Source organism: Novosphingobium sp. SG720 (genome assembly GCF_012275365.1).
In the GTDB taxonomy this organism is placed as follows: Bacteria; Pseudomonadota; Alphaproteobacteria; order Sphingomonadales; family Sphingomonadaceae; genus Novosphingobium; species Novosphingobium rhizosphaerae.
In genome coordinates this window covers 1-21,617 of sequence record NZ_JAAZQN010000014.1, presented here as the reverse complement: position 1 = coordinate 21,617, position 21,617 = coordinate 1, and the positions used below count along the sequence as shown (strand labels likewise).

15 protein-coding genes and 2 pseudogenes are annotated in these 21,617 nt (G+C 58.4%); 13 read left to right on the top strand and 4 right to left on the bottom strand.

The window, feature by feature from the left end; genetic code table 11:
* Window positions 1–197 (top strand): annotated as a pseudogene (locus FHW94_RS22565) (IS481 family transposase); the annotation flags it as partial.
* Between the two features lie 381 nt (window positions 198–578).
* Here FHW94_RS22565 and FHW94_RS22560 read toward each other — a convergent pair.
* A complete protein-coding gene (locus tag FHW94_RS22560) occupies window positions 579–1,514 on the bottom strand; it encodes a LysR family transcriptional regulator (RefSeq protein ID WP_168558090.1) in 936 nt (311 codons plus the stop codon).
* 181 nt (window positions 1,515–1,695) lie between these two features.
* Here FHW94_RS22560 and FHW94_RS22555 point away from each other — a divergent pair, with 181 nt between their 5' ends.
* From FHW94_RS22555 to FHW94_RS22545, 3 genes and pseudogenes are all read left to right on the top strand, one after another.
* The gene (locus FHW94_RS22555; RefSeq protein WP_168558089.1) at window positions 1,696–2,361 is read left to right on the top strand and encodes an EthD domain-containing protein; all 666 of its coding nucleotides are present in this window, start codon (window positions 1,696–1,698) and stop codon (window positions 2,359–2,361) included.
* Window positions 2,362–2,381: 20 nt separating this feature from the next.
* Window positions 2,382–4,805: a TonB-dependent receptor gene (locus tag FHW94_RS22550; protein WP_168558088.1), complete on the top strand. Its 2,424-nt coding sequence runs from the start codon at window positions 2,382–2,384 to the stop codon at window positions 4,803–4,805.
* Between the two features lie 168 nt (window positions 4,806–4,973).
* A pseudogene (locus FHW94_RS22545) lies at window positions 4,974–5,107 on the top strand (transposase); the annotation flags it as partial.
* A 159-nt stretch (window positions 5,108–5,266) separates the two neighbouring features.
* Here FHW94_RS22545 and FHW94_RS22540 read toward each other — a convergent pair.
* Window positions 5,267–5,449, bottom strand: coding sequence for a hypothetical protein (locus tag FHW94_RS22540; RefSeq protein ID WP_168558087.1), 183 nt, complete (start codon window positions 5,447–5,449; stop codon window positions 5,267–5,269).
* A gap of 90 nt (window positions 5,450–5,539) precedes the next feature.
* On the opposite strand from FHW94_RS22540, the gene FHW94_RS22535 reads away from it, so the two are divergent.
* Window positions 5,540–6,940, top strand: coding sequence for an aldehyde dehydrogenase (locus FHW94_RS22535; RefSeq protein WP_168558086.1), 1,401 nt, complete (start codon window positions 5,540–5,542; stop codon window positions 6,938–6,940).
* A 243-nt stretch (window positions 6,941–7,183) separates the two neighbouring features.
* Here the strand turns inward: FHW94_RS22535 and FHW94_RS22530 are convergent, their stop codons facing one another.
* Window positions 7,184–9,610 carry a TonB-dependent receptor gene (locus FHW94_RS22530; RefSeq protein WP_168558085.1) on the bottom strand — a complete coding sequence of 809 codons (2,427 nt, stop codon included), beginning with the start codon at window positions 9,608–9,610 and terminating at the stop codon, window positions 7,184–7,186.
* A gap of 376 nt (window positions 9,611–9,986) precedes the next feature.
* Between FHW94_RS22530 and FHW94_RS22525 the strand changes: the two genes are divergently transcribed.
* The 3 genes from FHW94_RS22525 to FHW94_RS22515 all read left to right on the top strand — a co-directional run bounded on the left by FHW94_RS22525 (window position 9,987) and on the right by FHW94_RS22515 (window position 13,077).
* Entirely contained in the window at window positions 9,987–10,145 is a 159-nt protein-coding gene (locus tag FHW94_RS22525; RefSeq protein WP_168558084.1) for a hypothetical protein, read from the top strand.
* A gap of 90 nt (window positions 10,146–10,235) precedes the next feature.
* Entirely contained in the window at window positions 10,236–11,948 is a 1,713-nt protein-coding gene (locus tag FHW94_RS22520; protein WP_168558083.1) for a thiamine pyrophosphate-requiring protein, read from the top strand.
* Between the two features lies 1 nt (window position 11,949).
* Window positions 11,950–13,077 (top strand): alpha-hydroxy-acid oxidizing protein, encoded by a 1,128-nt coding sequence (locus FHW94_RS22515; protein WP_168558082.1) that lies wholly within the window; start codon window positions 11,950–11,952, stop codon window positions 13,075–13,077.
* Window positions 13,078–13,083: 6 nt separating this feature from the next.
* Here the strand turns inward: FHW94_RS22515 and FHW94_RS22510 are convergent, their stop codons facing one another.
* Window positions 13,084–14,040 carry a helix-turn-helix domain-containing protein gene (locus FHW94_RS22510; RefSeq protein ID WP_168558081.1) on the bottom strand — a complete coding sequence of 319 codons (957 nt, stop codon included), beginning with the start codon at window positions 14,038–14,040 and terminating at the stop codon, window positions 13,084–13,086.
* A 510-nt stretch (window positions 14,041–14,550) separates the two neighbouring features.
* Here FHW94_RS22510 and FHW94_RS22505 point away from each other — a divergent pair.
* The 5 genes from FHW94_RS22505 to FHW94_RS22485 all read left to right on the top strand — a co-directional run bounded on the left by FHW94_RS22505 (window position 14,551) and on the right by FHW94_RS22485 (window position 21,506).
* Window positions 14,551–17,343 (top strand): TonB-dependent receptor, encoded by a 2,793-nt coding sequence (locus FHW94_RS22505; protein WP_168558080.1) that lies wholly within the window; start codon window positions 14,551–14,553, stop codon window positions 17,341–17,343.
* 78 nt (window positions 17,344–17,421) lie between these two features.
* Entirely contained in the window at window positions 17,422–18,366 is a 945-nt protein-coding gene (locus tag FHW94_RS22500; protein ID WP_168558079.1) for a hypothetical protein, read from the top strand.
* Window positions 18,367–18,434: 68 nt separating this feature from the next.
* The gene (locus tag FHW94_RS22495) at window positions 18,435–19,451 is read left to right on the top strand and encodes a carbon-nitrogen hydrolase family protein (protein ID WP_168558078.1); all 1,017 of its coding nucleotides are present in this window, start codon (window positions 18,435–18,437) and stop codon (window positions 19,449–19,451) included.
* 108 nt (window positions 19,452–19,559) lie between these two features.
* Window positions 19,560–20,798, top strand: coding sequence for an MFS transporter (locus FHW94_RS22490; RefSeq protein ID WP_168558077.1), 1,239 nt, complete (start codon window positions 19,560–19,562; stop codon window positions 20,796–20,798).
* 195 nt (window positions 20,799–20,993) lie between these two features.
* Entirely contained in the window at window positions 20,994–21,506 is a 513-nt protein-coding gene (locus FHW94_RS22485) for a MarR family transcriptional regulator (protein WP_168558076.1), read from the top strand.
* Window positions 21,507–21,617 lie beyond the last annotated feature (111 nt).

Sequence of the window (21,617 nt, the reverse complement as noted above, 5' to 3'; positions counted from 1 at the left end):
TCAACCGCGCTTATAATCGACGCAGGCAGAGAGTCCTCAACGGTCTCTCGCCGATCGACAAAGTCGGCGAGCGCCTCAAGCTCAACAGCCGCCTCAAGAACAAACTTTACAAGCCACCTGCAGATCAGAATGATCTGCTCAATAAAGTAGACCGAATCCTATTCTACGCCAACGAGGTCTCACAACCAGACACCTAGCGCCATATAGAACCTTGAGAAGCATTGCAGCACAAAATCGAATACCCGCCGATCAGGGCCGGCTGATCGACACTGAACGCCGCAACACAGACCGACAGCAACATAATGGCTTTTGCAATGACGCTGATTCCCGTTCCGGCTTGGGCGTAATCTGCGGCGTTTGATAGACGCGTCATTGCCGACCGCGTCCAGTCTTCATACTGCGGCACCGCACGGCTGTGTTTATGCGATCCACTCCCCTCCCAATCGCCGCGTTTTTGCCCGCACTGTCGGCAAGCGAGAAATTTAAAATTATTACAAAGGCGTTAGCTCATCACATAATCTGATGGGAAGAGCAATCTTTGATCAGATCAGAGCGAAATCAGATCTGTGCATGGGTTGTCACCCTAGCTTAACATGGGCTGACGCGATTCTTGTCTTATCGGCTGCGTCTTTGAGACTCTGGCGCAGCCAAGTGATACCCTCGTCGTCGACGCGGCTATGGTGGAACTGCAAGACCTCGCGCATTCTGGGAAATTTGAATGGTAATGGCACACAGAGGGTCGGGTAGATTTCGCAAATTCGCTCTGCAAGGCGTCGCTGTACAATAGCGAGACAATTCGTCGCGAGCACCGCTGGGGCCACGGCCATGAAAGTATCCACGACCACCCCAATGCGCCGAACTTTATGAAGGTGTTCCAAATTCCGGTCGGCAAACGACGGCCTTCTCCATGGCCCAATCATGCACGAAACATGCTGCGCCTCCAACAGAACTTCTTCGGTAATGGGATGAGCAAACCGCGGATCGTCGCACCTGCCCAACACGACATGGGTCTCCTCAAAGAGAGGTTGCAGTGGATGCCGTTCCGATGCGTACTCTTCGGGAAGAATCATGAGGTCGGCTTCGGCGAGTTCGAATTTTCGCAGCAGCATCTCGTCGATGCTGGAAAGCTCGAAGCGAACATTAGGTGCCGAAGCTCGTATCGAACGAATCCATTCAAAAACAAGCGTATGCTGGAGATAATCTGAGGCGCCTATTATAAAGGCTCGCTCAGAAGTCGCCGGATCAAAAAGCGACGTGTCCGAAACCAGGCTATCCGCCACCAACAGAAATTCGCGAACGCGCGGCCAAATGCTTTGCGCGAATGCGGTGGGATACATCCGCCGATTGTGAATGGTTAGCAGGTCGTCGCCAAAAAACTCGCGCAGACGTGCCAGGATCGCGCTCATTGCCGGCTGAGTCACCGCCAGCTTCCGGGCGGCGGAAGAGACGCTGCGGTCGGTCAGCAGCACGTCCAGCGCTTGCAGCAAGTTGAGGTCCAGCCCCTTGAAACGCATGCCCTTAATCCCCAACACCCTATCGCATCGTCGATGCTGTATCACAAATTTTCATTGCAGCGTATAATTTAAATACATTACCGTTATGCTATAATTCGAACTATGCGGACTCCACAAACCACCGTGACGACCTTGGGCCACAGCCTGTCGTCCCGTCGAAGGGCCAAACAAGGGGAGTTCGATGCCGATCAAACTGGCAATCATACCGCAGAACCGCAGCGCCATGTCGCATGCACAATTGCGTGAATACCTTGAACGTCATCATGGACCGCTGTGCCTTGCACACCCGGACGTTTCAGGCCCATTCCAGCGTTACATCCATCATTATGTCGACGAAACTTTTCCGCTTCCGGACGGCTATACCCCTCTGGAAAGAGGCGCGGTCACTCTGATCAGCTTCGCCGACTTGGCTGGTTTGGTCGCCAGTAAGCAATCAACCGCCTATATCGAAGTTGTCGGCCCCGACGAAGACAACTTCCGAGATGAGGCGGGCTCGCAGGCGCTCATAGTCGACGAAAACGTCATTATCGATGGTATCGAGGCCGAGACGCATAAGGCATTCGTTCTGCGTGAAGTGGCTGGCGACCACAAGGCGTTCGCCGCAGAACATGCGGCCCGGCTTCATGACGTCATCAAAACCGGAGCCATCCCCAAGCCCGACAGACTGGTGATCAACTCTGCGGCTTCGGACAAGATTACGTGCGACTTCAACCAGTTTGACGAAATCAGCTTTGCCAACCGTGAGGATCTGCGCGCGTTTCTTGGTGCCATTGCTGCGGCCAACGACAGTTCGGGCGGCAAGCCGGTCGAAAATCTCATCGTCTGCAACACCGTAATATTCAAATAAGAACAATAGGGAGGATTAAAATGAAGAAGTCCCTTTTCCTGGGAACCGGCTTAATTAGCGCGCTTGGCTCCTTTCCTGCGTCGGCGCAGGAAAACCCTGCAACGGCGCCAGGCCAGGGTTTAACTGATATCATCGTGACAGCTCAGCGGCGGCCCGAGCCGCTGCAACGTGCAGCCGTCGCCGTGTCTGTGGTCAGCAGTGAAGATATTGTCCGCGCCGGGGTAACCAAGGCGACAGATCTCGCAGCCCTCGTTCCGGCTCTGCAAGCGTCAAGCGCCGGCGGCACAACGGCGAGCTTTTATGTTCGTGGCGTTGGCGCCTTTGTCGCCAATTCTTACACGGACGGAGCTGTATCGTTCAACTATGACGGCGTGTATCTGGCCCGTCCCGCATCCACATCGGGCGTATTTTACGACCTCGGGCGGGTGGAAGTGCTCAAGGGCCCGCAGGGCACCCTTTATGGCCGCAACTCGACGGGCGGCGCCATCAACGTGCTACCGCAACGCCCCGAACTGGGCAAAATGAGTGGCTTCGTCGACCTAAGCTATGGCAACTACGACGCGCTCAATGTGCAAGGTGCCATCAACGTGCCGCTTGGCCAGATTACCGCGCTTCGCATCGCCGCCATGGGCGTTGATCGCAAAGGCTATAATTCGGACGGGACCGACGATGACAAAGGCTGGGCAATTCGGCCCCAGTTGCTGTTCCAGCCCTCCGATGACTTCAGCCTGCGCATCGCCGCGGACTATTATCAGCAGCGCGGTAAAGGCGGCGGCGGAACCTTCACCCACGCCGTTGCCTTCAATCCTGCCAATAACAGCTATACAGCCATTCCATCAGGACTGGACAGCTCGGTCGGCACGTTTGACAGCCGCTCGGCGGCTTTTCTGGGCAAGGCATTTTCCGGCGTCTCGGGCCGGACGCTTGGCCCGCTGCTATCCTCGCCACGCGTCAACAATGAAAACTGGGGCATCAATGCCGAATTGACCTGGAAGACCGGGATTGGCACCCTGACGGTCATCCCGTCCTATCGCCAATTCAAACAGGAAGCCACGACAGGTGGCGGTGGCTTCACCAATTATACGCGCGATTCGGACAAACAATTCAGCCTCGAAACGCGCCTGTCGGGCGACCCCAGCGCGCGGCTATCCTGGCTGGTGGGCGGGTTCTATTTCAAGGACACCGTCGACGCACCCGACTTCCGGGTTACCATGCAGGTGCTCGACTCCTTCCAGAAGTATAAGCTCGAAACCGAATCGCTGGCCGCATTTGGCCGCCTCGGCTTCAAGGTTACCGACCGCTTCCGACTGGTTGCGTCCGGCCGATACACCAACGATCATCGCTCCTTCGCGGGGACGGCGAACGTCTTGCTCGATGTTTGCGCTTCGCCCACCCATGTCTGCGCAAACGCGCCCTTGCTGCCTTTTGCCTCATCGGTGGCAGACACGGTTGCGCAACTGGGGCTGATCCAGGTCGCGCCACCGACGGCCAATTCCCCGGCGGTTTACATCCAACCCAGTGCAGCTGCTGCGAACACCATCTTTCTGCAAGGCACGACTACGCTTGACCAGTCTCGCACCGATGGCAGGTTCACCTACCATCTTGGCGCTGAGTATGATCTTGCGCCCAGCTCCTTGCTCTATCTCTCGTATGATACTGGGTTCCGTTCGGGCGGCTTTGCCTTTTCCGGCTTCCGCCCCACGTTCGGCCCTGAAAACATTCGGGCATGGACATTGGGTTCGAAGAACCGCTTCTTCAACAACCGCGTCCAGCTCAATGTCGAGGCCTTCCTGTGGAAATACACAGACCAGCAGGTTTCCCACCTCGGCCCCGACCCGCAACTGGGCTCAACCTTTTACACCGAGAACATCGGTCGTTCGACCAACAAGGGCATCGAGGTTGAATTGCAGGTCAAGCCCGCGCAGGGAACACGCCTGTTTGCCGATGTGCAATATCTCGAAACCAAGCTCGACTCGTTCAAATATACATCTCCGGCCGTCACCAACGCCACCGCGAACCCACCGCCCTATGTGGCATGCGGCGTTACGCCCCCGGCAGCCTTTACCGCAGGCTCCAATTACACCATTGATTGCTCTGGCCAATCGGCGTTTCAGGCGCCGCAATGGACAATCAACTTTGGCGGCGAGCAAAACGTCAAAATCGGCGATTATGAGCTGATCGCGAGGGCCTCCACACATTATCAGAGCAAGAGCTTCATCGGCTTCGAATACCTGCCCTCGCAGACCCAGAGTGCCTATTGGACAACGAATGCCGGGCTGACCTTCCAGCCAACTGGCGGAGCATGGAGCATCTCGGCTTTCGCCAACAACATGGAGAACAAGCGGCGCGGGGTGCTTAGCTACTACAATTCGCCGACCTCAACCGTCACCGGTATCAATTCGGCTCCGCGTACCTATGGTGTTCGTTTGAGCTACAAGTTCTGATCTTTTCTATCGTCAAGCGGCGATCATGGCTTCCTTTCCCGAGCTTATGGTCCCGCTTGACGAAATTGGGGTGGGCTCATGAACGACGATCGCCATGTGTCCATCTGAGGTGGTGCCGATTTTCTGGACGGGGTGATAAGCTCAGCCCGACCTGAGGAACGGACTGGAATGAAGACGACGAGGAAGCGCTACAGCGCGGAGTTCAAAGCCAAGGTAGCGATGGAGGCGATCTGGGGCGATCTGACGCTGGCGGAATTGGCGGCCAAGCATGGTGGATCGGCGCGTGGAAGCGGCAAGCGATGGTGCGAGAGCCCCACGTTGACGCTGCTGGTTATCGGATTTCGACGTTTCGGGCGCCGCCGATACGGACGTGAAGCATCTCGACCAGCTCTGGAACGACCTTCCATGACTGAGCCAGGATTTCGCTGGCCTGGCCACGTAGTGCGTTCTGGCGTTGATCCTCAGGCATCATTGTCGTGCAATGGCCGAGGATGGGGGTCAGTGGGTGGCCGATTTCCGGATTGGATATGCAGCAGATAGCGCGAGTGCTCGGCCCGATACTGCCCGGCCTCGAAGGCCACTTTCTCATGCTCGGGCGCGAAGGTGGGCAGCTTGAGGGCCTTCAGGTGGTTGGTCAGCAGCACAGAGGGCGGCAGACTGCGAGCATTTTGTTTGACATAAAACTATAATTGGAGCAGCGTGGGGTTAAATGGTTTCGGGAAGAGGTCAAACCAATGAATTTTGAACGCAAGAACCCGATCACGGGTGAGGTGGCGTCGATCGCCCATGCCATGCAGGCCGCTGACATTCCCGCCCTTGCTGCGCGTGCTGCGGCGGCGCAGCCTGCGTGGGGCGCGATGGGTCCGAACGCGCGCCGCGCGGTGCTGCAAAAGGCGGCCGATGCGCTGGCGTCCAAGAAGGATGACTTTCTTGCCGCGATGATGGGCGAGATCGGCGCGACGGCGGGCTGGGCGATGTTCAACCTTGGTCTGGCCGTTTCCATGGTGCGCGAGGCAGCGAGTCTCACCACCCAGATTTCGGGCGAAGTGATCCCGTCCGACAAGCCCGGCTGCCTGTCCATGGCGCTGAAGGAGCCGGTCGGCGTGATCCTGGGCATTGCCCCGTGGAATGCGCCGATCATCCTCGGCGTGCGCGCCATTGCCGTGCCGCTCGCCTGTGGCAACGCGGTGATCCTCAAGGCCAGCGAAACCTGCCCGCGCACCCATGCCCTGATCATCGAGGCGTTTGCCGAGGCGGGTTTCCCCGATGGCGTGGTCAATGTGGTGACCAATGCGCCCGAAGACGCAGGGGAGGTGGTCGGCGCGCTGATCGACGCGCCCGAGGTGAAACGCATCAACTTCACCGGATCGACCGGGGTCGGCAAGATCATCGCGCGGCGTGCCGCCGAGCATCTCAAGCCCTGCCTGCTCGAACTGGGCGGCAAGGCGCCTTTGGTGATCTGCGCCGATGCGGATCTCGACGAGGCGGTCAAGGCCGCGGCTTTCGGCGCCTATATGAACCAGGGCCAGATCTGCATGAGCACCGAGCGGATCATCGTGGTCGAGGATGTGGCCGATGAATTTGCCGAGAAATTCGCCGCCAAGGTCAAGACCCTGACCGCGGGCGACCCGCGTTTGGGCAACACGCCGCTGGGCGGGGTGGTCGATGCCAAAACGGTGGCGCATTGCCTTTCGTTGGTGGACGATGCCGTGGCCAAGGGCGCGGTGCTGCTGACGGGCGGGGAAACCACGCTCAATGTCGTGATGCCCGCGCATCTGGTCGACAAGGTGACGCCGGAGATGAAGCTGTTCCGCGACGAGAGCTTCGGCCCGGTGGTCGGCATCATCCGCGCGCGCGATGAGGCCCATGCGATCGAGCTGGCCAATGATACCGAATATGGCCTCTCGGCGGCGATCTTCACCCGTGACATCGCCAAGGGCCTGCGTCTGGCCAAGCAAATCAAGAGCGGCATCTGTCACGTCAACGGCCCCACCGTCCATGACGAGGCCCAGATGCCCTTCGGCGGCGTCGGCGCCTCGGGCTACGGCCGCTTCGGCGGCCGTCAGGGCATCGACAGCTTCACCGAAACACGCTGGATCACCGTCGAAACACAAAACGGGCATTTCCCCAACTGATGGAGGGCGGGGCGAAACAGCGCAATTGCTGACATCAGCTTGTCCAATACTGCAAGCTGATGTCAGCTAAACTAATCGTAGGCGTCGACCATCCTATACGGATGGCCGGGGCTTTTTTCTTTCGATGCCGGCAGAATTGCGCCTCGCGCCATAGGCACCGATGCGAAACTATCGCCAAGTTATAGAAGTTTAATGACGAATCGAGAGGGGCACAGCCGCCCCTCTCTATTATGCTTCAAATGGTCAGCCTTTGACCCGCAGCGTCAGATACCATTGGCGCGGCGGGCTGTAGGTGGCAGAGACGAAGCCGATCTGGCCAACGCCTGATTGGTCGAAGCCGCCCGTGACATAGCGCTTGTCGGTCATATTCTGCACGCCAAAGGTCAGCCCGATACGGTCATCCTTTGCGGTGTAAGAAATCGAACCATTGAGCAGCCCGACATTGCCCGACTGCAAATAGGGCGAGTTCTCAGCGTCGGGATGGCTGTTGCTCTTGTAGGTATAATCAAGGTTCGTCGAAATGGCCTTGCCATCGCCCAAATCATGATGCCAAAGGCCGCCAAGGGTTGCCGACCACTTGGGCGTATTGACCAGCGCGCTCTGCACCGAATAGGTCACGCCCGGTGCCAGATAGGTGTAATGAGCATCCATATAACCAAGGCTGGCATTGATCGAGAATTCGCCGAATTGGCCTTGCGCCTCGGCTTCCGCGCCGCGAATCAGTGCCTTGCCGGCATTCTTGATGACCGGCGAAATCCCGACAAACTGTGTAACTTGAATATCGGTGTAATCGGTGTTGAAGGCCGCGATGTTCAGGCGCAGTTTGCGGCCGAAAAGAGTGCTTTTCAGTCCGATTTCATGCGTTTGGGCCTTTTCGGGCTTGAAGGTCAGTTGCGAGATGTCGTTAGGCGGGCTGATGACATCGGTCAGGCGCGCGGTCCAGCCGCCCGACTTGAAGCCTTGCGAATAGGAGTAATAGGTCATGATAGCCGGGGCCAGCTTGTATTCCAGGCCCGCCTTGATCGAGGCATTGGAGAAACTCTGGCGATTGACGCCCAGCGGGAAGATACGCGTGGGATCGTTGGGATCGGGCAGCAAAGCCTTGGCCGACGGGGGCAGCGGCAGATTGGGGTCATAACCGCGCGAACGCAGGAAGAAGGAGTTGAGATCCTTTTGCTGTCCTTCAAACCGCTTGTCTTCCTTGGTGTAACGCAGGCCAAAAGTGACCCCGAGACGATCGGTCACATCAAAATGCTCATGCGCGAAGGCAGCATAGGCATCATTGAGGAAATAATTGCGGCCATAGATCTGCACCAGACCTTCGCCCAGGACGGGCATATCGGTCAGATTACCGGTTTCGTTGAAATAATAGAGGCCCGCAACACTCTTCAGGCGGTTGTCAAAGGCAGAGCTGATGAGCTGAATTTCCTGCGAAGTCTGCGCCTGATTCATGGTGAAGGACGCATCGCCTGCGCCAAAAGGCGTGCCTGCATTTTCACTGCCAAACGAGGAATGCAGTTCGCGATAGGCCGAAATCGACTTGATCGCGGCATTGGATGAAAGCGTCCAGTCAACCGTGGCCGAGCCGCCCCATGTCTTGAGCTTGTCGTAGTTGCTGCCGCGGGCATAGGTTGTGTCAATGTTGCCCGTTACGAAGGCATCGCTGATGAACAGCCGATTGGTGGCGCCATAAAAGCTGGTGCCCACCGTTCCGCGTTTGCTGCACAAAAAGGCTGGCGCCGCGCCGGCGACGCAACCGTTATAGGCTGAAAACAGCGTACCATCGCTGCCCCCGGCAAATGTCTTGATCAACGTGATCGGACGAGCGCCCTGATCGACATGCGTGTAGTCGCCTTCCAGCAGCACATTCAGGTCCGGGTTGACGATCCACTTGAGCTTTCCGCGCAAATTGACCTGATTTTCATCGCCGCGCGTGGTGCCGCCGCTCTGATTGCCGGCGGTGACATAGCTGCCCAGATCGTTGACCGTGCCCGCAGCGCCCGGAAAGGCAATCTGCCTTTGATAGCCGTCGCGCTTCTTGACCGAGAACGACACCTGCGACAGCAGCTTGTCCTCCACCAGCGGCAAGTCGACAGAGCCGCGCACATCGGTACGGCTGAAGCTGCCCACGGTGGCGTCAAATGCGTAGCGGAAGTTTTTGTCCGGCGCGCGCGTGGTGATATTCAGTGCGCCGCCGATCGTGTTGCGGCCAAACAGCGTGCCCTGCGGGCCTTTGAGCACTTCCATTTGCTGCAGGTCGAGCAGGTCGACCACAGCGCCCAACGAACGCGCAAAATAAACCCCGTCGATATAGACGCCTACGCCCGGTTCGAGGTTGAAGGAAAAGTCATTCTGGCCGATGCCACGGATCGACGCAGCCAGAATTTGCGAGGAGCCGGCGAAGGCCGCACTGGTCTTGATTTCGACGTTGGGCGTGAACGCCGCCACCTGGCTGATTTTGCCCAATCCGCGCTGCTGCAGTGATTCCCCGCTGAAAGCGCTGATAGCAATAGGAACTTTTTGAATATTTTCAGTACGATGCTGTGCGGTGACAACAATCTCGCCGACCTCAGCCTCTTTCCTGGGTGCCTCTTCCTGAGCGTGGGCTTGCCCGGCCCACGAACAAAAACCACCTAGAATTGAGCACATTAGTAGGGTGTGTTTCCTCATAAATCCCCCTGATGTCATAGCGCAACCGTTCATTCGGTGGGGGCGATCATGAGCGATAATGCGGTCCGGCAATTGTTCAGGGCGAGACTATTTCTTGACTGCAAAGGAACTGCGATTGCGGCCCATTCCCTCCCCCCCAACGCCTCTTCCGACGCAGTGGCTTCCTCAGGAACCAAAGCCGGTAAGAATCATAAAATCGTTCGTTGCCGTTCATTTTGGAAATCGGCAATTCAATTTCGACGCGCCTTTTATGACTTAAAATCATATGTTTAAATAGGAATCAGACAGGTCAAAATGGCAAACTCGGTATGACAGATGGGTCTTGATATAGTTTGCCTTCAAACTATATTGATGCGGAGTGTCACAGGAAAACACTATGAACCGCGAACCCTCGAAAAATGTGCCCGCTGTCACCGAGGTCAATGGTTTTGACGCCGATACCGCGATCCGGGCCCTGTCGCTAAATGGCAGGCTTTACCGCCGTGAATCGAGCATTTGTCCGGCGCTCAGTACCAAGGGTTCGGCTTCGCTCTGAGCGGCAACCTACCCAGGCGATCCAATCAAGCCGCTTCACACAAGCACCTCGGACCTTGTCTGAAACGCGCATCAAACCTCGGGATTTTCTATGTACACCACCTCCAGCGCTTTTCTCGACGCTCTCATTGAGCATGGGGTTTCCTATATCTTCGCCAATCTGGGCAGCGACCACCCTGCGCTTGTCGAAGCGATTGCCGAGGCGCGCGCAGCCGGACGCAGAATTCCTGACGTGGTGACCTGCCCCAATGAAATGGTAGGCATGAGCGCGGCGCATGGTTTCTGGCAGGCCAGTGGCGTAGCGCAGGCTGTGGTTGTACATGTGGAATGTGGCACGCAGGCTTTGGCAGGCGCCGTGCACAATGCAGCCAAAGGACATGCGCCAATGCTGATTTTTGCCGGCGCATCCCCCTTTACGCAGCATGGTGAGATGAAAGGGAGCCGGAATGAATTCATCCAGTGGATTCAGGATGTTCACGATCAGCGCGGACTGGTCCGCAGCTATATGCGCTATGACAACGAACTGCGCACGGGCAAGAATGTGAAGGAACTGGTCCACCGCGCTCTCCAATTCGCCAATTCCGATCCCAAAGGGCCGACATATCTGATGGGCGCGCGTGAGGTGATGGAAGAGGAAGTCACGCCCACCCCCGATGATGCCGCGCGCTGGAAGGCGATCGAACCGGCCGCGCTTGGGATGACATCGCTCGACGCTATCGGATCGGCCCTGCTGTCGGCCAAGCGACCACTGATCGTCACCTCTTTTGTGGGCCGTAATCCGGCAGCGGTTGCACCATTGGTCCGCCTTGCCGAAAAGCTTGGAATTGGCGTGCTGGAATCGGTGCCCAACGCTATGAATTTCCCGCATGACCACCCGCTCTATCTGGGCAATCAGTGGAACCAGCCCCGGCAAAACCAGGATCTTGCCGCAGCCGATGTCGTTTTGGTGATCGACAGTGATGTCCCCTGGATCCCCACCGTGTCCAAACCGGCCGAGGATGCCCGCATTTTCCACATAGACGTCGACCCCTTGAAGGAACAGATGCCATTGTGGCGCATCAATGCGGAAGCAGTCTGCCGCGCGGATGCAGCCACGGCGCTGGAGCAATTGCTGCGTTGGCTGGACGGTAAGATGGTGGATGCGGCACAGGTGGCCGAGCGCCAGCAACATTACGCGCACCGTCACGCGGAACGCGATGCCGAACTGGGCGCATTGGAGGCGATGCCAAGCGGCACCATCACGCCCGAATATTTCGTCTCCCGTCTGCGGGCGGCGCAGGATGATCAAATGCTTTTCGTGAACGAGGCGATCTCGAATTATCACACCGTGTTCAACCATCTCGGCCTGAATATGCCCGGACAGATCTTCACCAGCGGCGGTGGATCGCTGGGATACAATGGCGGTGCGGCCATTGGCGTAAAGCTGGCCCGCCCTGATGCGACCGTGGTGGCATTGACGGGCGATGGTTCCTTCATGTTCACGGTGCCCAGCTCGGTGCACTGGATGGCACGACGCTATGAGGCACCTTTCCTTCAGGTGATCTTCAACAATCGGGGATGGAAATCGCCCAAGCTCTCAACGCTGGCGGTTCACCCCGACGGCTTTGCGGCGCATGCCAATGGCCTTGACACTTCCTTCGATCCCGCACCCGATTATGTCGGCATTGCAAAGGCCTCTGGCAATGCCTGGGGGCGCCAGATCGTTGACCCGGCGCAGGTGGACGAAGCCATTGCCGAAGCACTGAGGGTAGTGCGCGAGCAAAAGCGTTGTGCCGTGCTTGACGTTTGGCTGGATCACCACTGAGATGGCCCCGCCCCTCCCCCTTCCGACGATCGACGATTATCGTCGTGAAGCCAAGCGCCGCCTGCCACGCATGGTCTATGATTATGTGGAAGGCGGCGCGGGATCCGAACGAGGTCTTGACCGTAATCGTGATGCCTTCGCCAAATATTTGTTAAGCCCGCGTCGGCTCGTCAATGTGCAGCAACGCCGGCAAAGTGTCGCTCCGCTGGGTTCTTCCTGGGCAGCCCCATTTGCGGTGGCTCCGATGGGGCTCAATGGGGTCGTGAGGCCCGGCGGCGATCTGGCGCTGGCAAAGGCCGCGGCGCGGATGGGCATACCTTTTTGCCTTTCGACCGCATCAACGAGCACCATTGAGGAAGTGGCAGCGGCCACCTCCGGCGAGATATGGTTCCAGCTCTATGTGGTGCAGCGCAATCTTGCCGAAGATCTCGTGCGCCGGGCGGCGGCAGCCGGTTGCACTACGCTGGTGTTGACGGTCGATGTGGCGGTCAATGGTGAACGCATACGCGACAAACGCAGCGGTTTTGGCGTGCCCTTCCGCTATACGCCACGCATCATGTGGGACGCGGCCACCCATCCGGTGTGGAGCCTGCGTCAGGTATTCGCCGGATGGCCCGAACTAGCGCATTTCCGTGTCGCGGGCACGGGCGATGTCGAGGCGCAGGCGGCATTGATGGGCCGCCAGATGGACGCCAGTTTTGATTGGGAAGCCCTTGCCGTGCTGCGAGATGCCTGGCAGGGCAAGCTATTGGTCAAGGGCATTCTGGCTCCTGGCGATGCCAGCCATTGTGAAAAACTGGGTGTGGACGGCCTCATCATTTCCAACCACGGTGCCCGTCAGATCGAGGATGTGATGGCTCCCATCGATGCCTTGCCCGCCATTCGGCGCGCTTGCCAACTGCCCCTGCTGCTCGATAGCGGCATCCGCCACGGCGCCGATGTCGTTAAGGCGATAGCGCTGGGGGCAGCTGGGGCGTTGATCGGACGACCTTTGCTTTACGGTCTGGCGGCGCGTGGTGCACGCGGTGCTGACGACGTGTTTGCCTTGCTGAGTCAGCAAATCGACAATACGCTGGCGCTGATCGGATGTCCCGACATCGCAATGCTGGACGAAACCTATATTGCGTAGAGGGGTCTAACCCTTGATCCGCTGATTGCGGAATTCACGCGGACTCATGCCAAAGCGACTGCGAAAAGCCCGGCTGAAATGGGCGGAATCCTTGAATCCGCACTCATAGGCGATGGTCGTGACCGATTTTTGCACGGTCACGACCTGACCCAACTGCCTTTGTGCCTCGATCAGGCGACGGTCCCAAATCGTATCTGACAGACTGGACCCGCGCTCGGAAAACAACTTGCGCAGGTAGCGGTCCGAAACACCCAGGCGGCGGGCGATATAGTCGCAATTGAGCTCTTCATTGCCCAGCTCATCCTCCACCAGACGGATCACACGCTGAACCAGCAAATGGCGAGGCTCGCTCATCCGGTCGACCAGACGCTCGCCCGCCGCCTCGGTCAAAGCCGCCGCAATCAGCGCAAGCATGGTGGTGTTGAGTTGCCTGACCCCATGATCGCCTATGTCATCGAACTGAGACAGCGTTTCCTGAATCAGCATCGATGCAATGCGGCCCGTCCCGCGCCGGCCTGAAACAGCCAAAGCCGTCAGATTGCTGATGTCGCTGACATGACGGGCAAAGCGGCTGCGCTCGATCCGCACGACATTCATTTCAAATGGGCTATCAAGCACCATCTGATAGGGTGTGGTGGTGTCATAAATAGCGAAGTCACCCGCCCGCAAACGCGCCTCGCGCCCTCCCTGAAATAGGGTCGAACTGCCGGAAACGACCTGGCTGAGAAGCACGAATTCCTCTGTCGCTTTGGCGGCACGCTGACGGTCCCGCGTGACCTGATGCGGCGTGGCGGCCACCTTGATCATGCGCAGATCGCGCATCGGGCGTGATAAGATGGTGCCGTGAAATGAAGAATTGCTGGGTTTGGCACAGTCCAGATCGACCACAGCATCGCAAACCGCGTCACGCCAATGGAGGAAATCGGACGACTCGTTTCGAAATGTATCTGCCCCCACGCCCATTCTTCACTCCCCGCCACGAGCACGCGAAATCTGCTTCAAAACCGCCAAGATCCTGAAAGAATTGTCATCCGCCTGCGAAGCGTACTATTGGGATTGCTCCCGGCCATCTCGTTTTGCGGATGGTCTGACGGCCAATCTATCCTTTAGACGTCCGCAACGCAATGGCCCCGGCGTTGCAATGTCCCAACGAACCGAGCGATTCCCGAAATCTGGCCGAATGTGTGTGCTTTAGGCAGCATGGACAAATTCCGCAACGCCATGGGGTGTGATGGCGGTCCCCATGTCTCGCCATCGGGTCTGCATAGGTAACGAGTCGGGCCGGGGCCGGAATAGACCAAATTTGGTTCCGCCTGCCAAAATCCGTCTGTCCGTTTCCACGTTAGGCCTACTCGGAGAAAAACCGCACGCGGCTCTCAAGCAAGACGCGGCACACAATTCCGCGTCCCCCATTTCCGCCAACCGAGCGGGCGGTGCGGGCGTGATAGTGGCTATCAAAATTGAGGGATTTATATGAAGCAGGCCTATATATTTACGCTGCTTGCAAGCAGCGCGCTGGCATTCCCGGCGACGGCAGCAATGGCGCAAGAAGCCGCACCAGCACAGGGCGCTACGGCATCGACGCCCGGTGAGATCGTTGTGACGGGCACCCGTCTGGCCACCGACGGCATCAAGGCGCCAACGCCGGTAACGGCTGTTTCCACCGAGCAACTCCTCAAGGCATCACCGGGCAGCCTGGCCGACGCTCTGAACCAGCTTCCCCAGTTGTCGAACTCCTCCAGTTCGACCAGCTATTTTCAGACAAACGCCGACTCTCCCTCGAACGGCAATTACCTCAACCTGCGCGGCATTGGCACCTCGCGCGCGCTGATCCTGTTCGATGGCCAGCGCGCCATCCAGACCAGCTCTTCGGGCGGGGTGGACGTGAACACCTTGCCGCAGATGCTGGTCAAGCGCGTTGAAATCGTGACCGCCGGTGCTTCGGCCACCTATGGCTCGGACGCGGTCAGCGGCGTCGTCAACTATGTCCTCGATCGCAAGTTCAAAGGCTTGAAATACGAAGCCAGCTCTGGCGTTTCGACCTTTGGCGATGCGCCAAGCTGGAAGGTGGGCCTCGCTGGCGGCGCAGAGTTCGCGCAGGGCAAAGGCCATATCATCGCCAGCGTCGAGCATTATCAGCAGGCGGCGATCAACAGCCGTTCGGCCCGTCGCTTTGGCGATGGCATCTACACGCTGGTGGGCGCAGGCACCGCAGCTGATCCTCTCAAAACCTATGCCAATGCGCGCTTCAACTTTTCTTCGTTTGGCGGCTTGATCCCGGCATCGGGCCAGACCTTCAAAAACGGTCAGCTTAGCGTATTCAACCCCGGCACGCCCATTGGCAACACCGGCCAGTCCGTTGGCGGCGACGGCGCGCATTTCGATGGCTTGGGTCTGACCGGCAGCGTCAACACGACACAGGCCTTCAGCCGTATCTCTTATGAGATTACCCCTGAGGTCGAAGGCTTCCTTCAGGGTAGCTTTGCCCGCGCCGAAAACGGCAGCCAATATGGCAATGACTTCAATTTTGGCGGGCTGCTGATTTCCCCGTCGAACGCCTTCCTTTCCGCCGCCGATCAGGCGACCCTGGCCGCCGTGAATGGTGGCAATGCCGTCGCTATGTCGCGCTATAACCGCGATCTGGGCCTACGCACCTCCTCGGCGGTGAACACCAACTACAACATCACGGCAGGCCTGTCGGGGTCGCTGGGCGGCTACAAGTGGAACGTGAGCTACGAGCACGGTCGCAACTCCCTTACGGTGAACGCCAATGAATTCGACAACCGCAAACTTTATGCCGCGCTGGATGCCGTCAAAGACGGAAGCGGCAACATCGTTTGCCGGGTTACGCTGACCAACCCCGACCTCTATCCCGGATGCAGCCCGCTCAACCTGTTTGGTGAAGGCTCTCCTTCGGCGGCTGCCGCGGCCTATGTGCGGGGCACCTCGATCTACAAGATCGTCAACCAGATGGACGATATCGTGGCCAGCATTTCCGGCTCGCCGTTCTCGCTGTGGGCAGGGCCAGTGTCCTTGGCGGTGGGCGGAGAATACCGCCACCAATCGCTTAACCAGTCCAGCAACTCCGACCCCGCTTTGCCGGTGGACTTCACCGGCATCCGCAACGTTCCAAACGGCGCCACAGCCTATGACTGGACCAATGTCGGCTCTGCACGTGGCAGCTATAATGTGAAAGAGGCCTTTGGCGAAGCCGAAGTGCCGCTTCTCAACGAAGGTCCGCTGGGCAAGTCGCTGACGCTCAACGGTGCCGTCCGTTTCACCGATTATTCGACCAGCGGCAGCGTGGTCACCTGGAAGACCGGGTTTGTTTACGAGCCGTTCGACGACCTGCGCATCCGTGCGACACAGTCGCGCGATATTCGGGCGCCCACACTTTATAACTTTTTTGCCACCGCATCGGTCAGCGCCAACGCCGTGACCACCGCATCGGGCTCGGTCAACGTGATCCAGACCACCGTTGGCAACCGTAACCTCAAGCCGGAAAAGGGAGACACCACCAGCATCGGTATCGCCTATACCCCGCATCAGGTGCCGGGCTTGCGCATGTCGCTGGACTTCTATCACCTGCGCCTGAAGGACGCGATTTCGACCAACGATGCGCAGACCACGTATAATGACTGCGTGGCCAGCAACGGCACGTCGCCCGTATGCGCCCTCATCAGCTATGCGGCCGATGGCAAAACGCCCATCGCCGTGGCGCTCTCGCCGGTCAACAGCGCTTCGCTGATGACCGAGGGCTATGACTTTGAAGCCAGCTATCGCCACAACCTGGGCGCGGGCAACATCACGTTCCGCGCGCTGACAAGCTACGTTCCGCACATCAAGCTGAAAACGAGCGCGCTGGCCAGCGACGAAGAACTGGCGGGCACGGCCAACACGTCGGTCGATGGCAATGCATCGGGCTATCCCAAGTGGCGCGGCAATTTCTCGGTCAACTACAACCTGAACAACTTCAATCTCTTCGTTCAGGAACGGTGGATCGGCGGCTATCTGCGCTCGACGCGCCCGACCTTTGTGATCGACAGTGCCTCGAATAAGATCCCTGATGTGTTCTACACCGATGTGACGATGAGCGTCGACATTGCTGATGGGCGCTTCCAGCCCTTCTTCAATGTCTCGGATCTCTTCAACCGTCAGGCTCCGCTTTACGCCTCCTACTTTCCGGGCGTGCTCTATCCAGCCGCTCAGTCCGTGCATAGTGTGATGGGGCGCTACTTTACGGTGGGCATCCGCGGCAAGTTCTAAAAACCCTGCCTCAGGCGGGTGGGATGTCTCCGTCATCCTGCCCGCCGCTTTTTGAATGCAGATCGAAAGGATCAGGGTATGAAAAGATGGATCCTAGGGTTGGCCCCTGCGTTGGGATGCCTGACGTGGACAATGCCAGTTGCGGCCAATCCCGTCGCATCGGGTCATCGCTCCCCCCATCTTGTTGCTGCCACGGCTGTGACCTGCGACAGGGGATGCCTTCTCGACAAAGTGCATGATGTTCTGCTTGGGCTGGAAGCACATGATGCATCAAAGCTGGTTTTCACCCCCAACGCTCTGATTTATCGCAACGGCAGCAAGACCGATCTCAAGGACGGGATATGGCAGGATGCGACCATCATCACCGGCCGGTCCACCATTGTGAGTCCCGTTGATCAACAGGCTGTGTTCATGGGCGTGGTGCGTCGGCGCGATGCCGATCCTGCGCTTTATTTTCTGCGCCTGAAGATTGAAGGACACAAGATCAGCGAAATGGAAGAAGTGGTCGCTGGTCCCAAGGATCTGCTCTATGATCCCACAGGCGTTCATACGCCGAAACCGATGTGGAGCGATGTGCTGCCCCAGAACGAGCGGGTGCCTGCGCATGAGTTGCGCCGCATCGCCGATCTCTATTTCGAGTCGATCCAGGAGCATAATCCCGCGATTGTGCCCTTTCATCCCGATTGCAACCGCACGGAAAACGGCACCCCCACGACCAACACCAACAAGCCCGGCGTCATCACCTCGGACAGTTGCGATATTGGTGTCACCAAATTCGGTTGGATCCCCCATGTGCGCGAACGCCGCTACCCGCTGACTGATGAAGCGCGCGGGATCGTGGTCGGTATCAGCCGCCTTGATGTTGAGCCGGGTTTGCAAAGCAACAATGGCCCAAAATCCGACCACCCCTTCAGCTTCATCATCTATGAGATCTTCAAGATCGTCGACGCCCGCATTTTGGACATCGAATGCTTCATGATCACCCCGGATGGTCACCCGACGGTCTGGCCGTCAAGGAAGTAGCAGGAAAGCGCGGCCCGAAAGACCGGGATCGCAACGTATCGAGCGCGGATTTATGCGTGGGAGCGAACATGATCAATAATTCCGTCAAGCTGGCTGTTGTTCAGGCCGCGCCTGTCTATCTCAACGCCGATGCCACGGTCGACAAGACCATCGCGCTGATTGAGGAAGCCGCGGCCAATGGCGCCGACCTGCTGGCTTTTCCCGAGGTATGGATCTCCGGCTACCCATGGTGGGCCTGGCTGGGTGCGCCGGCATGGGGCGCGCAGTTCCTGCCGCGCCTTTATGCCAGCGCCGTGGCCGTCAACGGACCAGAACTTGAGCGTATCAGGCAGGCAGCCTTGGCCAACAAGATCCATGTTGTCCTCGGTTTTAGCGAAAAGATGGATGCCACCCTTTATATTTCGCAAGTGGCCTTCAGCGATGAGGGCCAGCTGCTCTTCCATCGCCGCAAGCTCAAGCCCACCCATGTCGAGCGTACCGTCTATGGCGAGGGCGATGGCTCGGACCTGACAGTGGTGGACACCAAGCTCGGTCGCCTTGGCGCGCTATGCTGCGCCGAACATGTCCAGCCCCTGTCGAAATTCGCTCTGTTCGCCCAGAACGAACAGATCCATGTCGCCTCTTGGCCGTCCTTCACGCTGTACAAGGAAATTACCTATGGCCTGACCGCACAGGCCAATCTGGCCGTCAGCCAAGTGCATGCCATCGAGGGGGGCTGCTATGTTCTCCATTCCAGCGCGGTCACCAGCAAGGAGATGATCGAGCTCCTTTGCGACACGGAGGAGAAGGTCGGGCTACTCAATGCCGATGGCGCCGTCGCAGGTGGCGGATGCAGCATGATCTATGGCCCAGACGGCAAACCGCTGGTCGAGCTTTTGCCTGAGGATGCCGAGGGTATTTTGTATGCCGACGCCCACATCGAAGCGATTGTCGCAGCCAAATCGGTTTTTGACCCCGCGGGACACTATTGCCGCGCCGATGCCACCCAACTCCTGCTGAACGTCGAGCCACGTCAGGCGGTGGTGAAAATGGGCGGTGCTGCGCCGACTAGCGGAGAGGCGAGCGGCGATCCGACTGCGGACTGAAGACAGGCCGCGCCTTTTCCAACTGCACGCCTAAGAATCCCATTTGCTGATCTGCCACATCCATTTCCGCCTATCGTTGCGACACGATGGCGCATTCAGGGGCCGACTATGCCATCAAATCCAGCAGCGTCTGCAACGACGACAGCGAATATCCGTTACGAATTGCGCGCCTTGGGGCTGCTGGCGGCGGGTTTTGGCCTCGTGGGTCTCGATCGCTGGTTGATCATGCCGCTTGCCCCGCAGATCATGCATGATTTGCACCTTAATTATCAGGATCTAGGCAATCTGGGAGCGGCCATCGGCCTGTCATGGGGGGTGTTCGCCATCATCATGGGGCGACTGTCCGATCGGATCGGTCGGCGCAAGATCATCATTCCTGCCGTCGTCGCCTTTTCGCTGTTGTCGGGTGTAAGTGGTTTGGCCACTGGCTTTGCCGGACTGTTCATCGCACGCTTGCTGATGGGGGTCGCCGAGGGCGCCTACTGCCCGACCAGTTATGCCGCCGCGCTTGACGCGTCGCCGGCAAGCCGCCGCGGGATCAATCTGGGCATCATCCAGGGGGCGTTTGCACTGGGCGGCCTTGCACTAGGCCCTATCATCGCCACGCAACTGGCCGCCATCCTGCCATCCTGGCGCGATGTCTTTATGCTCGTGTCGATTCCGGGCCTGATCCTTGCATTTATGCTGTGGCGCGTTCTGCGGGATCCGGTCAATCCCGAACTGGCAGCTCATCACGAGGCCGCTTCGTCCAACTGGCTTGCGCTTTTGGCCTATCGCAACATCCGTATCGCCATTCCCGCCATCTTTTGTTCGATGAGCGGCATCTTCGTTCTTGGCGTGATGGCCCCGGTCTATCTCACGGACGTGGTGAAGCTGGACAGCGTGACCATGGGTTTCGTGATGTCGGGTTTTGGTCTGGGTGGCTTTGTGGGCCAGATCTTGCTGGGTATTCTGTCTGACCGAATTGGGCGCAAGCCTTCACTCTTTATCGCTTTCATTGTGGGCGCGGCGGCTTTGGCGGCGCTCGTCCTATGGGTTCAGGCGCCGGCGGCAATCTTTGCCGCGCTGTTCATGGCTGCGTTCTGCTGCTGTGGGGCCAATGCATTGCTGGCAGGGCCCATTTCAGGCGAATGCGTGCCGTCGACGATGGCGTCCAGCGCAATGGGTTTGGTAATCGGCCTTGGCGAGATTTTCGGCGGTGGCGTTGCCCCCTCGATCGGCGGTGCCATTGCCATGGCTGGCGGACTGAAACTGACCCTGCTGACGGTTGATGTCGTGTTGGTGGTAGGAGCTGTGGTGGCACTTTTTCTCAAAGAAACGGCGCCGCAAATTGTGGCCAAGCGATAGACTCGATCCGCAAGGTGCCGAATCCATGCCGCGTTGGGGCCACCCCCAACGCGGTATGCGGTTTCCGCTGGACACCGCGAGAACGTTCGCGGTTGCAGCGCTGATAACCCCGTATATCGGTTGCAAATCTCTTGCGCTTCATTCGGAGATGCCCGAGAGCTTTTGTCATATCAGGCACTCAGGAAATCTTCAGAGATGGCAAAGCGCCCCGTTCGCCGGGCCCGGCTCAAAAGCCCACAGGCACATCATGAGCTTACAAAAAGTCTTGATGGAGTCCTCGCTTTTCAACTGCGCCGAGCGCAGGAAGCGTCATTTGCAGCTTTCGCGCAAAAGGTGGGCGAGTCAGACATATGGCCTGGGTGGTATGCCCTGCTCACCATTGTCCATAACAATCCCGGTATCACCCAAACCGAATTGAGCAAGGCCAGCGGACGGGACAAATCCACACTTACAGCCTCGCTTCGCGAGCTCAGCCGTAAAGGCCTCATTGTAAGAGATCGCGACCCAGAGGATCAGCGCCGCATCCGCCTTTCGCTCAGCCAGGAAGGGACCAGCAATCTGCAAACATTGCGCGCCCATGCAGAAGCGCATGACGCCCAATTTGAAGCCATTGTGGGCCAGGAAAACCGCGAGGCATTTCTCGCAATTCTGAAGGACATCGCGGACCAGTTTACAAGGTTTGCCGAACCGACCGCAACGCGAGACTGAAGCAAGGCAATACGCGTTATACCAATGTGCGCTGAGGCTGACTCACGCTGGGGATTCCCAAGTCGGTGAAAATCTGATTCGACGTTGCGAGCACATGGAGGCTTGCGATGG

Coding starts and splice junctions, on each gene's coding strand:
- FHW94_RS22525 (WP_168558084.1), top strand. CDS start 9,987: ATGAACCGCGAACCCTCGAAAAATGTGCCCGCTGTCACCGAGGTCAAT.
- FHW94_RS22510 (WP_168558081.1), bottom strand. CDS start 14,040: ATGGGCGTGGGGGCAGATACATTTCGAAACGAGTCGTCCGATTTCCTC.
- FHW94_RS22520 (WP_168558083.1), top strand. CDS start 10,236: ATGTACACCACCTCCAGCGCTTTTCTCGACGCTCTCATTGAGCATGGG.
- FHW94_RS22550 (WP_168558088.1), top strand. CDS start 2,382: ATGAAGAAGTCCCTTTTCCTGGGAACCGGCTTAATTAGCGCGCTTGGC.
- FHW94_RS22555 (WP_168558089.1), top strand. CDS start 1,696: ATGCCGATCAAACTGGCAATCATACCGCAGAACCGCAGCGCCATGTCG.
- FHW94_RS22515 (WP_168558082.1), top strand. CDS start 11,950: ATGGCCCCGCCCCTCCCCCTTCCGACGATCGACGATTATCGTCGTGAA.
- FHW94_RS22490 (WP_168558077.1), top strand. CDS start 19,560: ATGCCATCAAATCCAGCAGCGTCTGCAACGACGACAGCGAATATCCGT.
- FHW94_RS22535 (WP_168558086.1), top strand. CDS start 5,540: ATGAATTTTGAACGCAAGAACCCGATCACGGGTGAGGTGGCGTCGATC.
- FHW94_RS22500 (WP_168558079.1), top strand. CDS start 17,422: ATGAAAAGATGGATCCTAGGGTTGGCCCCTGCGTTGGGATGCCTGACG.
- FHW94_RS22505 (WP_168558080.1), top strand. CDS start 14,551: ATGAAGCAGGCCTATATATTTACGCTGCTTGCAAGCAGCGCGCTGGCA.
- FHW94_RS22495 (WP_168558078.1), top strand. CDS start 18,435: ATGATCAATAATTCCGTCAAGCTGGCTGTTGTTCAGGCCGCGCCTGTC.
- FHW94_RS22485 (WP_168558076.1), top strand. CDS start 20,994: ATGGCAAAGCGCCCCGTTCGCCGGGCCCGGCTCAAAAGCCCACAGGCA.
- FHW94_RS22530 (WP_168558085.1), bottom strand. CDS start 9,610: ATGAGGAAACACACCCTACTAATGTGCTCAATTCTAGGTGGTTTTTGT.
- FHW94_RS22560 (WP_168558090.1), bottom strand. CDS start 1,514: ATGCGTTTCAAGGGGCTGGACCTCAACTTGCTGCAAGCGCTGGACGTG.